This window comes from Acinetobacter lanii (assembly GCF_011578285.1).
Classification (GTDB): domain Bacteria; phylum Pseudomonadota; class Gammaproteobacteria; order Pseudomonadales; family Moraxellaceae; genus Acinetobacter; species Acinetobacter lanii.
Window position 1 is genome coordinate 1038587 of the sequence record NZ_CP049916.1, and the last position, 12758, is coordinate 1051344.

The window sequence follows — 12758 nt, forward strand, 5'->3', positions numbered from 1 at the left end:
TTTTATTAATATTTTTTACTTTGACATGATTTAAAGGTGATTGGCTTTATTTAATCAGCATATTTAAAAGCATAAAGCCTGCATGGTGCAGGCTTTATCTGAGAATCTACGTAAGTAAAAAACAGGAACTGAGTCTTTCGATTAAGCAAAATGACCACTTTGAAAATCACGAAACGCTTGGTGAATTTCCGCTTCAGTGTTCATGACAAAGGGACCATGTGCCACGATGGATTCAAGGATCGGTTCGCCACTTGCGATTAACAGTTTCGCATCTTGCTCGACCTCAATCTCGACTGATGCAGCGTCATGATTTAAATATACGGTTTGCAAGCCAGTGAAACTTTCACCATCGATGCTGACTTTGCCACTTAAGACAAAGATGATGTTGTTCCAACTCGGATCAAAATCAAAACGCACAGTTTTATTCGCTTTTAAACGCGCATCGAGTAGATTCATTTTGCTATAGGTGAGTGCCGGACCTTGTGCCATCGCTTTTTCATGCACAAATTCACCTGCAATGACTCGAACCAACCCTTGCTCATCTTTTAAAGTGACTTCTGGGATATTCTGTTCAGTCAATTCCTGATAGCGTGGTTCGACCATTTTTGAATCGCTGGGTAAATTCACCCAAAGCTGAACCATGTCCAAATGCCCCCCAGAGTGCGCAAATGCTTTGGAATGATGTTCTTCATGCATAATGCCTCGACCCGCCGTCATCCATTGCACTTCATTTTTGCCAATAGTGCCATGATTGCCTTTGGAATCTCGATGTTCAAGTTCACCTTCATAGACAATAGTGACGGTTTCAAAACCGCGATGTGGATGCATCCCCACGCCACGTTGATGGTTGCTTGGACTAAACGGATAATGTGCAGTATAGCCCATGACTAAGAATGGACTCGTTGCTGTGCTCATGTCACTCATCGGCAACATTGAATTGGTTTTAAAACCATCACCTACCCAAGTGCTTCGATCACTGGTATATACTTTCTGAATCGCATTCATTTGAATGGCCTCATATTATGTTTCTCTTGAACATAAGATGGCGTTCAGGTTTGAATAATTACAGCATCGATAACACAACAGATAATTCCAAAAATGGAACAATTATGCAAAATTTGAATGATTATTATCATTTTGTCCAAGTCGTAAAATATCAGGGCTTTACCAAAGCCAGTGAAACATTAGGCATTACCAAGTCCAAACTGTCACGTCGTATAACTGACTTAGAAGAACGCTTAGGGGTGCGCTTAATTCAACGCAATACCCGAAAATTCACCGTCACCGAAATGGGGCAAAAATTTTATGAATATTGCCTACGGATTCTTGAAGACGTGACTGCTGCTGAAAACTTCATCCAAAGTGCTTTATCGGATGAACCCTCAGGTTTAATCAAACTGTCTTGCCCAATTGCTTTGGTGGAAATGCCGGTGGGGGAAATGGTGGCAAATTTTATGCAACAGTATCCGCAAGTGCAGGTGCATCTGTTGGCCAGTAACCATCGGGTCGATTTGATTGAAGAGGGCATTGATCTGGCGATTCGGGTGCGTAATACCGCTTTAGAAGACAGTGAGTTGATCGTACGGGATTTGGATGCATGGGAACATGTGATGGTGGCAGTCCCGCAGTTATTTCAAAACCACCCTAAACCTGAACAATTGGCTGATTTGAGTCAACTGCCAAGTATTGGTTTTCAAAGTCCCAAGCAATCTTGGCGGTTTAAAAATGCACAAGGTGAGATTGATGAAGTTGAATTTTCACCACGCTTAAAAACTGATAATTTTTCAGCGATGAAAGCTGCCGTCGCAAAAGGGGTAGGTATTGCCTCTCTACCCAAGGTTTTCGTGATTGATGAATTAAAATCAGGTGAGTTTATTGAATTATTGCCCGAGTGGCATTTACCCAAAGGCGTAATTCATATTGCATATCCTTCACGTCAAGGTATGTTGCCTGCAATGCGCTTGCTTTTGGAATATCTCATCGAGCAATTTAAAATTCGCGGTTGTGATGGAAAACATGATTAAAGGTGCGTTCCATCCTCTTTTAAATCTAAAAGCATTTTTAAATCTAGAAGCTAGAAATGCTGATTGAGTTGGCAGATGTTAATGCGCACAAAAGGCTTGATTGAAATAAATAAACAAATCCGGTGTTTTGATCCACAGGAAAATTGCCAACAGCATCAAGCCGAATACAGTGGTCGCCAATATTATTTTTAGGTTTAAGTTTGAACCTTTGTCTGTACTGGCACTTTTAAAATTAGTCATGAACAACAGGCTCCTCATTCACAAAGAAGTGTACAACCACACCGAACACACTCAGCGCAATCGAAATCGCCCAAATGATGTCGTAGTTTCCGGTGAGATCATGGTTTAGACCCCCGAGCCAGCCGCCAAAGAATGATCCAATTTGATGCACAAAAAACACGATCCCACTGAGCATGGTCAAGTATTTCACCCCAAACATATTTGCAACAGTGCCGTTGGTCAGCGGAACAGTCGATAACCACAGTAGACCCATAATCACGGCAAACCCATAAATCGTCCAATGGCTGAGTGGTAAGGCAAGAAAAGCAATAATTGCCACACCTCTGAGTCCATACAGTCCCATCAGCAGTTTGGGTTTCGAGTATTTATCCCCGAGCCAACCGGCGGTATAGGTACCAACAATATTAAACAAACCGACTAAGGCTAAAAAAATCGTGCCCGAGGTCGTACTAAAACCATGATCGGTGAGATAGCCCGGCAAATGAATACCTATAAACACCACTTGGAAACCACAGACCAAAAAGCCTAAGCCCAACCAAATAAAAGGTTTGTGATTTTTGGCTATCACTAAAATTTCTTTAAAGCTCAGTGCTGGTTGATTTGGATGAAGTGCTGATTGTGTATTATTCGGCGCAACATACATTGGGGCTTTAAGCAACAAGGATAGCGGTACAATTAATGCAATCAGAATTGCAGTGATTAATAATGCAGATGACCAACCAAATTCCTTCAAAAGTAACAGGGTGGTCGGTAGCATAATAAACTGCCCAAAGGAACCTGCGGCACTGGCGATGCCCATCGCCATACTACGACGACTCGGATGTGCAGCACGACCAACCGCAGACAGTAGTACCGAAAATGAAGTAGCAGACAGGGCTAAACCAATAATTAAGCCTAAGCTTAAATTCACCATTACACCGGTAGAGCTAAAGGACATCAATAGCAGTCCAATGGCGTAGAGTGCGCCCCCGACAGCAACCACTTTTTTGCTGCCATATTTGTCAGCAAGTGCACCGGTAAAAGGTTGTACAGCACCCCAAAGTAAATTTTGTAATGCAATGGCAAGGCTAAAGACTTGGTGACTCCAACCAAATTCTGTGCTCATGGGTACAAGATATAAACCAAAGCCATGTCGTACACCCAAAGACAGTGCCAAAATGAAAGCACTTCCAATCAGCATAATGATCAGCGGTTTGGAAAATCGTGTATCAGACATCTTCAATCCTTTGAATTTTTTTATCATTGTAGGTGAAGCTAAACAGCATGACGATAGAATAAAACTTTAGCAATGGATAAAAAATAATTATCAATGGGATTATTTTTAATGAGGTTGGGTTATGAAGGAAGGTCTTAAAAAGCGCTTGATGTTTGATGAGTATAGCGTCTGACAAACGGAGCGAAATTTTTAGAAAAATCCTCAGCAAAAAAAGCGACCTGTATCAGATCGCTTTATTGTAAAAAGAATGAATGACTGAATGTATGTTTTAGAAGCGGTAACCGACACCGGCATAGCCCAGAATTGGATTAATCTCAATATCAGATTTGGCATTCACCAATTCACCTAATTTGTCATCCTTCACCGTAATGGTGGTTTCACCTGTAAGATGTGCATAAGACACAGAACCCACAGCGAACCAACGATCATTAAAGTCATAAGTGAAACCTGCTGTAGCCACCGGTGCAAAGGCATCACTGGCTTCAAGTTTAACTTTTGGATTGGCGGTACTCGGTAAACCATCTAAAGCTTTACCTGCCTCACCATTTTTAATGTTGGCAATTTTATGACCCGCATTAATCAAATCTTTTTCTAGTCCTTGATCCATCTCAAGTTCATTAAAATACGCATACATTACGCCTAAACCGACATAGGGACGGAATTTATTCACCCCAGTTTTGCCAAAGTGATATTGGAATTCCACCGCAGGGGTCCATGCGCGTGCTTCGGCCACTTTGCCGAACTTAGATAGGTCGGTGATCGGTAAATCTTTTTGCAGGTACATTTCACCCAATGGAATTCCACCGGGAATTTGCGACACCAAATCTAACTCAGGTTTGGCTGTGGCTTTAAAAGGTGCACTAATTTGACCTTGTCCCATGATATCTACTTTCGGTGGAATCCCGGCTTTTACTTCCATGGACACATGATCGGTAAAGAAGTAATTTGTCATGATCCCTAAGGTGGTCACATCATCTGCTTCTAAACCCGTACCTTGTGCTTCCCATTTAGACAAATTATAAATATCTGCTGAGCCACTCATCTCAGCAGGCAAGCTGTCTAAACCCAATCGATCCAATATTTTGACTAAACTTGCTAAAGAGGTGTTTTCTTCGGTGAGATTGTTAATCACTGAATCCATCGATACATCGCCAACTTTTTGATTTTCACCTTCGGCAACCGCAGTATTAATCCCAATCGGTTTAGCATTACCTGTTGGCTTAACATATAAAGCACCCACAGAGACGGAAAAACGTTTAAAACCATCGCCATCTTTAAAACTAAAATAAGGTGAGTCGGCATGCGAGAGTCCAGGTAGGGCAAGGGTTGAAACTGCTAAACAAATTAATTTTTTATTGACTCGAGTATTCAGCGCGATAGGGTTAATGGCAGTTGTATTCATCACTTTATTCATTAGGTGGACTCCATGTCCGAAACAGAATTACTAATTTTTATTAAGTCGCTATTATTAAAAGTAAATTCAGATAAGACTGTGAAGATTTGAATGGAGTTTTTTTGCTATTTGTTGGTGTGATGATGTTTTTTAAGTCATCAAGTAAAAAAATAGTTGTACTCTGTAAAAGAGTTACATGGACTTTACATTGTGTCTAGATAATCAACGATTTAATTATACTTTCATATCAATGCTTTATTAACGTTGGATGTCATATGCCAAAGAAAAAGGCCACATCTTTGTGACCTTTCTGCTGAGCTGGATTGAGGTTTCAGCCAATGACTAAGTCTCTATCTGCTCTAAATTTTGTTTATTCAAGTCTTAAGCAAAACGCGATAAATCTTCATCAGGGCGGGCTGTCAGGACTTCAATACCGGTTTTGGTGACCAAAATGGTATGTTCATATTGTGCAGAAAGGCTGTGGTCTTTGGTCACAACAGTCCATTTATCACCTAAGAGTTTGGTCTTCCAGTCGCCACCATTGACCATTGGTTCAATAGTGAAAGTCATACCTTCTTCCAAAATCATGCCTGAATTGGCTTGGCCATAATGAAGGACTTGAGGCTCATCATGAAATACCGTGCCAATACCATGACCACAGTACTCACGAACCACACCAAAACGTTCACTTTCTACATATTGTTGAATCGCGTGACCAATATCACCAATGGTTGAACCTGGCTTAACAGTTTCCATACCTTTATACATGGCTTCTTGCGCAACTTTGCACAAACGATCTGCTAAAATTGAAGTCTCGCCACCGACCACATACATCATATTGGTGTCGCCGTGGTAACCATCTTTAATCACTGTGACATCAATATTGAGGATATCACCTTTCTTTAATTTTTTCGCATCTGATGGAATACCATGACAAACCACATGGTTCACAGATGTACAAATCACATGTTGGAACGCAGGGCGACCGGGTGCAGCGCCGTAACCTAAACATGCCGGAATGGCATCTTGTTTATTGACAATATAGTCATGACAAATCGTATCAAGTTCCAAAGTAGTCACACCCGGAACGATATGCGGTTTGATCATATCCAAAACTTCTGCCGCTAGTCGTCCCGCTACACGCATTTTTTCAATTTCTTCAGGTGTTTTAATAAGTCGACGTGGAGCCTCGTAAGTACTGTTCATGATCTTTAAAAACTTTTGGAAATTTGTGTGTGACTATGGTATAAATACCCGCCCAATTTATCAAATGCTTTTTCGTGAACAATTCACGCTTAGTTGTTTGGAATTGGGGAAATTAAATCCGCACATATGTCGTCACATATCTCTGGGTGCCTCGAGGGTTCAGATCCTCAGGTGGAGAATGCCGGACATATGGAGGCCTAACCCAAATCATTTAAGGTAATGAAAATGGCAGATTACAACGTAAGTATGCGTGACCTTCTTCAAGCTGGCGCGCACTTTGGTCACCAAACTCGCTTCTGGAACCCAAAAATGCGCGAGTACATTTTTGGCGCGCGTAACAAAATTCACATCATCAACCTTGAGCACACTGTTCCTGCGTTAAACGATGCTTTGAACTTTGTTAACAACCTAGCAAGCAAAAAGAACAAAGTATTATTCGTTGGTACTAAACGCGCTGCTTCTAACATCATCCGTGAACAAGCTCAACGCGCTGGTCAACCATATGTTGATCACCGTTGGTTAGGTGGTATGTTGACGAACTGGAAAACTCTTCGTCAATCGATCAACCGTTTGAAAGATCTTCAAACTCAATCTCAAGACGGTACTTTCCTTAAGCTGACTAAACGTGAAGCTTTAGAGCGTACTCGTGAGATGGAAAAACTTGAACGTTCTTTAGGCGGTGTTAAGAACATGGGTGGTTTACCTGACGCATTGTTCATCATCGACGTTGACCACGAAGCGATTGCAATCAAAGAAGCTAAGAACCTTGGTATTCCAGTAATCGGTATCGTTGATACAAACTCTAACCCAGATAACGTAGATTTCGTTATTCCAGGTAACGATGATGCGATCCGTGCTGTAACTCTTTATGCTTCTGCTATGGCTGATGCGATTATTGCTGGTAAAGAATACGCGCAAACTCAAGCGAATGCTCAAGCTAAAGCTGAAGAAGTTAAAGAAGCTCCAGAGGCTTAATGCGATTTGACGCCGAGTTGTCATTTTTGCGCCTTGTAATGGTGGCAAAGTAAGCGTTAAAAGCAAAACGGCCCAGAGAACACTTTGGGCCGTTTTTTGTTGAACAGATTCATTTTCTACCGTATTTAGGAGAACAACATGACTGCGATTACTGCAAGCATGGTAAAAGAATTACGCGACCGTACTGGTTTAGCGATGATGGAATGCAAAAAAGCGTTAACAGAATCAAATGGTGACGTTGAGTTAGCCATTGATAACTTACGTAAATCTGGTCAAGCAAAAGCAGCTAAAAAAGCGGGTAACATCGCAGCTGACGGCGCGATCACGATTGCTCAGGAAGGCAACAAAGCGATTCTTTTAGAAGTAAACTGCCAAACTGACTTCGTTGCTAAAGACGAAAACTTTGCTGGTTTCTCTGCTAAAGTTGCTGCTGCTGCGCTTGCTGCAAACGAAACTGATGCTGCGAAAATCGCTGAACTTAAACTTGAAGATGGTTCAACTGTTGAAGAAGCGCGTATTGCTCTTGTTCAAAAAATCGGTGAAAACATCCAAGTTCGTCGTGCGAAAATCGTTGAAGGTGAAAACCTTGCTGTTTACAAACACGGTCTTAAAATCGGTGTTGTTGTTTCTTACTCAGGCGACGCTGCGACTGGTAAAGGTATTGCAATGCACGTTGCTGCGTTCAACCCAGTTGCTGTAAATGCTGAAGGTGTTTCTGCTGATCTTATCGCTAAAGAAAAAGAAATTGCTGAAGCGAAAGCGCTAGAATCTGGCAAACCTGCAAACATCGTTGAAAAAATGGTGACGGGTTCTGTTGAGAAATACTTGAACGAAGTTGTTCTTGAGCGTCAAATGTACGTAATCGACAACGACAAGAAAGTTGCTGATGTTCTTAAATCTACAGCGACTACAGTTGTAGAATTCGTTCGCTTCGAAGTAGGTGAAGGGATTGAGAAAAAAGCAGAAATGAGCTTCGCTGACGAAGTTGCTGCTGCTCAAGCTGCTGCTGCACAATAATTTTTGCCTTTCGGTAAAAGTTAAAAAAAGCCCCATTTGGGGCTTTTTTTTTGGCTACAATATTTGTAAGACAAATAATGGAATATACATCATGGCGAATAAGAAAACGTTAAGCATTGGTGCGCTGATTGTTGTGGTTATTGCAGCAATACTGGGTATCGATTTAAATCAAAACGTTTCGAATACGAGCCACACTACAGCCTCTTCCACTGAGGCGGAAAAACTGCAACAGCCTAATGCTCGAGAGAATAGGGATTCATCAGAGCAGATGTCCACTTCCACATCAAATGGATTGCAGGTCATTCGGGATGCATTTGATCAACAATGTAGTGATATTCAGGTGATGGCAAAAGGGCGGGTAAAAGCAATCTTAAAAGATGATAATGAGGGTTCACGTCATCAAAAATTTATCTTGTCCTTGGATAATGGTCTTACGGTGTTGGTCGCACATAATATTGATCTTGCTCCTCGTATTGAAAATCTAAGCAAAGGCAATGAGGTGCAGTTTTACGGCGAATATGAATATAGTGAGCAAGGTGGTGTAATTCATTGGACACATCGAGATCCGCAAAATCGACACATTTCGGGTTGGTTAAAACATCAAGGAAAGACCTATCAATAGGTCTGATTCCTTACGAAATTTGATTTTCTCAAGATTGCGCTGAAATTGCGCCATTTTGACGAGTTTTCCATTTAGGTATCACTTTACCCAAATAAGCATCAACGCACCATAGCGGGCCAATGAGGAGGAATTGGAGGTCTTTAAAGAATGAAGGCTTTTTACCTTCGACTTTATGACCGTAAAATTGTCCAATCCATGCCACAATAAATACGCCAATATAAAAGCCAACGCCGACAGGTAAAATCCAAATTAACCATGCCATAATTAACAGTAAAGCAGACATCGCCACTGCCAAAACTAAATCAAGTCGTGCATAAAACACCAAGGTCAAAACCAGCAGTAAAGCGGTCAGTAGCGCACTGAAATGCGCAAGCATGCCGATAATGGAAAATAAGATGGCAGGGACACAGACCCAGTGAATAGATTTATTGGTTTGGTTTTGGTGGCTTTCACTATATTCATCGAGCCATTCAGTGATTGTTTTCACGCATTCATCCTTATACGTTTTATTGTGATTATGTCTGCAAAGACTATAAACGAGTTTTTGGATGAGGTCAAAATAGCAAGTAAAAGGCGACGTTATCAAAAGCGTTGAGCAAAGCTTTGATAAGGAGAGTGGCAATAGAAGAGGGTGAATTTGATTCTGCTTTGTCTTAAGTTTATAAGCGCAATAAAAATCAAAGATTAAAAAAGCCACTGTAAAAGTGGCTTTTTTGTTAAATGGAGATTCTAAAAGGAATTAAGAATTTGGACCATCCACACGCTCGATGCTAACACTTGCTGTACCACTGTTGGTAATACCTAAGCTTTTAGCAGCACCATAAGAAAGATCGACGACACGGTTACCATGGAACGGACCACGATCATTCACTTTAACGATCACGCTTTTACCATTGTTCTTGTTGGTCACACGGATATAACAGTTCAATGGAAGGCTACGGTGTGCAGCAGTCATTGCATTCATGTCAAATGTTTCACCACTTGCTGTTTTACGACCGTGGAATTGACGACCATACCATGACGCAACGCCAGACTGACTAAAACGACGTACGGTATTTGAAGCAACATCGTTCAGTTTATCAATGACTGAAGGTTCTTCTTTAGGTACTTGAATTTTCGCAGCGATGGTTTCACGACGAATTTTGTCACCTGAGCGCTCAGTAATTGCTAAACTGTTTAAGTTTGAAAAGTGCGCATTGAAACTGGTTGAATCTTTACTTATCACTCGAGATGCAAGACTCGAGTATTCAGCATCATTGTTTAGATATGATGACTGAACTAGCTCTGCATGTGCCTGAGTTAGACTCAGACCGATGGTCAGGGCTGATAAAATTTTAAGCGAAGCATGCATCGTTTAACTCCTTGGAACCTCAATTTAACTTTCAAAAGCTGCCGAAAATTAACCTTGATGGTCTGTAAATTCACTTGTGCAACTGCATTTAACGAGGAGGATAATATTCATGCTGCTACAAAAGTGTCTAGTGTTATTTGCACTTTAGTTACAAAAACCACAAATTATCACAATAATAGTTTAAAAAATAACCAATATTGTAACAAGTAATGTAAAAAGTGCCTTTTGTGACCAATTCCGCTTAAAAAAATCTTGACTATTTATGAATATAGGGAATTACCTGCCCTAACGACTGGTAATTTCAGTCCCTAAAAGCCACAGTGCAGTGGCATACATACGGCTTTTGTTATAGGTCGTAATCACTTGAAAATTAGGATAAGTCAGGTAATACGCTGGACCGTAATTTTCTTGTAGTTGAATCAGATTGACCATGTCTAAATCGTCCATTCTGACAGCAGGATTCATGGTCGAAACGCCCTGCGTTTTGAGCACACCATATGGGGTCGGTTTGGTTAAGTCCTGAGCAATGACAGCAGTTGGATTTGAGCCAGTATATCGAGCGGCAAAAGCAATTGGTTGATTGCGTTGCCAACCATTTTGCGCCAAATAATTGGCAATTGAACCAATGGCATCCACGGCTGAATTACGCAAGTCAATATGCCCATTACCATCGTAGTCAACGCCAAAGCGTGGAATATTACTCGGCATAAACTGTGGGTAACCCACAGCCCCCGCATACGAGCCAACGACAGAGTTCGTAGGAATCCCATCTTTATAAGACCAAGCAATTAAAGCACTGAGCTCACTTTGAAAATATTCTGCGCGACGTTCATAACCAAAGCCTAAAGTCGCTAGGGCATCACGTGTAATAAAATTACCTTTATTACTCCCAAAACCCGTTTCTACTCCTAAAATCCCAAGGATGATGGATTGAGGAACACCAAATTGTTGTTCTGCTCGATTTAAAGTGTCTGCATATTGGTTTCTAAATTTGACACCGCGCTGAATCGTACCTTCAGATAAAAAATTGGTTTTGTATTGGTACCAAGGTTTGCTTTCTCCAGGTCGATTCATAATGCTAATAATATTGGGTAAATTTTTTGACCCATTCATCGCCCAGTCAACTTGTTCAGCGGACAAGCCATAACTCTGCATCGTTTTGGTTTTAAAATTGTTGTAACTCGGATGATTATAGAAATCATTGGCTTGGCAGAAACTGCTCACGCTAAAAGCACCAACGATCAAAGAAATACGCTTAAATTTACGTACAAAATTCTTGTTTAACATAAAAATGCTGTTCCAAATTATTATCGATGTGTATGTACAGACATCACGATGCCAAAAGTGGCCATTAAAGTAATAATTGCTGTACCGCCATAGCTCATAAAAGGCAATGGAATACCGGTAACAGGTAAGATACCACTCACCATTCCTGCATTGACAAACACATATACAAAAAATGACAAAGCCAATGCACCGGCAAGTAAGCGACCGTAGTTATGAAAAGAATGCAGTGAAATAAATAGGATGCGCATAATAATGGCAAAGTACACGCTAAACAGTACCGCCACACCGATTAAGCCAAATTCTTCTGAATATGCCGCAATAATAAAGTCGGTGTGACCTTCAGGCAAAAAGTGCAAATGCGATTGTGTGCCTTCTAAGAAGCCTTTGCCGGTGATGCCACCCGAGCCAATCGCAGTTTTGGACTGAATAATGTTCCAACCTGAACCAAGTGCGTCGGCTTGTGGGTCAAATAAAGTCATGACCCGTTGTTTTTGATAATCGTGTAATAAGAATTGCCATGCCACAGGCACAATCATTGCAAATAGCCCCGCAGCACCACCAATGAGCCACCACGGTAATCCACTTAAGAATAATACGAATATACCACTGGCCAGCACCAAAGCTGATGTGCCTAAGTCGGGTTGTTCCGCAATCATGAGGAACGGAATCACGATTAGCACCAAACTACCCATGATTTGCGGAATCGAAGGCGGCAGTGATTTACGTGCCAAAAACCATGAGATCATCATCGGCATGCCGATTTTCATAAATTCACTGGGTTGCACACTGCCAATGCCTGGAATATCAATCCAGCGTTGTGCGCCTAGGCGGACTTCACCAAACAAAATCACTGCAATCAGGGACAACACACTAAAAATATAAAAGATCGGAGAAAATGATTGATAGACTTTTGGTGAAATCTGCGCAATGCCGAGCATGACCAAAAAACCAATGCCAAAACTCATGGCTTGTTTGGACACCATCATCACGTCTTGTTCAGATGCGCTATATAAAGCAGTTAAGCCTAAAATGGCATTGATAATGAGAAATAAGCATAACCAAGGGTCGATATGCAGACGATGCCATCGGGACGGTTGATCCGCTGTACTTAAGCCATCACGCGGCGCTTGGCGTAAAAATTTATATTGTGAATTTGGTGACATATCGATATCGGATAGGGCTTTATACGGATGTAATCTCCATTAATCGGCATGCTAACATATCCTTGATTTTACACAACGCATATCCTGCGTTTGCATAAAAAAAACCTAGCCGAAGCTAGGTTTTTTTATCGTGCCTAAACTGTATGAAAATTGATAACCATATAGAACCGAAAGGCAGATCATTTACAGTAGTGAATTGAGCTAGTCTATAAGTTCAATTTAAAGTGTTTCCACATCATAAAGTTTAGGGTGAAAGCAACCGCT

At 41.2% G+C, this 12758-nt stretch carries 13 protein-coding genes; 4 read left to right on the forward strand and 9 right to left on the reverse strand.

Features of this window, described 5'->3' with window-relative positions:
* Positions 1–141: 141 nt before the first annotated feature.
* Positions 142–1005, reverse strand: a complete 864-nt coding sequence (locus tag G8D99_RS04760; RefSeq protein ID WP_166323108.1) for a pirin family protein — start codon at positions 1003–1005, stop codon at positions 142–144.
* 104 nt (positions 1006–1109) lie between these two features.
* Between G8D99_RS04760 and G8D99_RS04765 the strand changes: the two genes are divergently transcribed.
* Positions 1110–2024: a LysR substrate-binding domain-containing protein gene (locus tag G8D99_RS04765; protein WP_166323110.1), complete on the forward strand. Its 915-nt coding sequence runs from the start codon at positions 1110–1112 to the stop codon at positions 2022–2024.
* A gap of 78 nt (positions 2025–2102) precedes the next feature.
* Here G8D99_RS04765 and G8D99_RS04770 read toward each other — a convergent pair whose 3' ends face one another.
* The 4 genes from G8D99_RS04770 to map all read right to left on the reverse strand — a co-directional run bounded on the left by G8D99_RS04770 (position 2103) and on the right by map (position 6079).
* Positions 2103–2264: a hypothetical protein gene (locus G8D99_RS04770; RefSeq protein WP_166323112.1), complete on the reverse strand. Its 162-nt coding sequence runs from the start codon at positions 2262–2264 to the stop codon at positions 2103–2105.
* Positions 2257–3480: an MFS transporter gene (locus tag G8D99_RS04775; protein ID WP_166323114.1), complete on the reverse strand. Its 1224-nt coding sequence runs from the start codon at positions 3478–3480 to the stop codon at positions 2257–2259. The genes G8D99_RS04770 and G8D99_RS04775 overlap by 8 nt, the downstream gene beginning before the upstream one ends.
* Before the next feature lie 268 nt (positions 3481–3748).
* On the reverse strand, positions 3749–4882 hold the full coding sequence (locus G8D99_RS04780) for an OmpW/AlkL family protein (RefSeq protein ID WP_166327526.1): 1134 nt from the start codon (positions 4880–4882) through the stop codon (positions 3749–3751).
* Between the two features lie 372 nt (positions 4883–5254).
* Positions 5255–6079 (reverse strand): type I methionyl aminopeptidase, encoded by an 825-nt coding sequence (map, locus tag G8D99_RS04785; protein ID WP_166323116.1) that lies wholly within the window; start codon positions 6077–6079, stop codon positions 5255–5257.
* 225 nt (positions 6080–6304) lie between these two features.
* On the opposite strand from map, the gene rpsB reads away from it, so the two are divergent.
* The 3 genes from rpsB to G8D99_RS04800 all read left to right on the forward strand — a co-directional run bounded on the left by rpsB (position 6305) and on the right by G8D99_RS04800 (position 8693).
* On the forward strand, positions 6305–7054 hold the full coding sequence (gene rpsB, locus G8D99_RS04790; RefSeq protein WP_166323118.1) for a 30S ribosomal protein S2: 750 nt from the start codon (positions 6305–6307) through the stop codon (positions 7052–7054).
* 138 nt (positions 7055–7192) lie between these two features.
* Entirely contained in the window at positions 7193–8071 is an 879-nt protein-coding gene (gene tsf / locus G8D99_RS04795; RefSeq protein WP_166323120.1) for a translation elongation factor Ts, read from the forward strand.
* Positions 8072–8162: 91 nt separating this feature from the next.
* Complete coding sequence (locus tag G8D99_RS04800) at positions 8163–8693, forward strand: DUF3465 domain-containing protein (protein ID WP_166323122.1); 531 nt, start codon at positions 8163–8165, stop codon at positions 8691–8693.
* 28 nt (positions 8694–8721) lie between these two features.
* On the opposite strand, the gene G8D99_RS04805 is transcribed toward G8D99_RS04800, so the two are convergent.
* From G8D99_RS04805 to rodA, 4 genes are all read right to left on the reverse strand, one after another.
* Positions 8722–9180: an Mpo1 family 2-hydroxy fatty acid dioxygenase gene (locus tag G8D99_RS04805; protein WP_166323124.1), complete on the reverse strand. Its 459-nt coding sequence runs from the start codon at positions 9178–9180 to the stop codon at positions 8722–8724.
* A gap of 252 nt (positions 9181–9432) precedes the next feature.
* A complete protein-coding gene (locus G8D99_RS04810) occupies positions 9433–10044 on the reverse strand; it encodes a septal ring lytic transglycosylase RlpA family protein (protein ID WP_166323126.1) in 612 nt (203 codons plus the stop codon).
* Positions 10045–10329: 285 nt separating this feature from the next.
* Positions 10330–11331 carry a lytic murein transglycosylase B gene (gene mltB, locus G8D99_RS04815; protein WP_166323128.1) on the reverse strand — a complete coding sequence of 334 codons (1002 nt, stop codon included), beginning with the start codon at positions 11329–11331 and terminating at the stop codon, positions 10330–10332.
* Positions 11332–11351: 20 nt separating this feature from the next.
* Positions 11352–12494, reverse strand: a complete 1143-nt coding sequence (gene rodA / locus G8D99_RS04820) for a rod shape-determining protein RodA (RefSeq protein ID WP_166323130.1) — start codon at positions 12492–12494, stop codon at positions 11352–11354.
* Positions 12495–12758 lie beyond the last annotated feature (264 nt).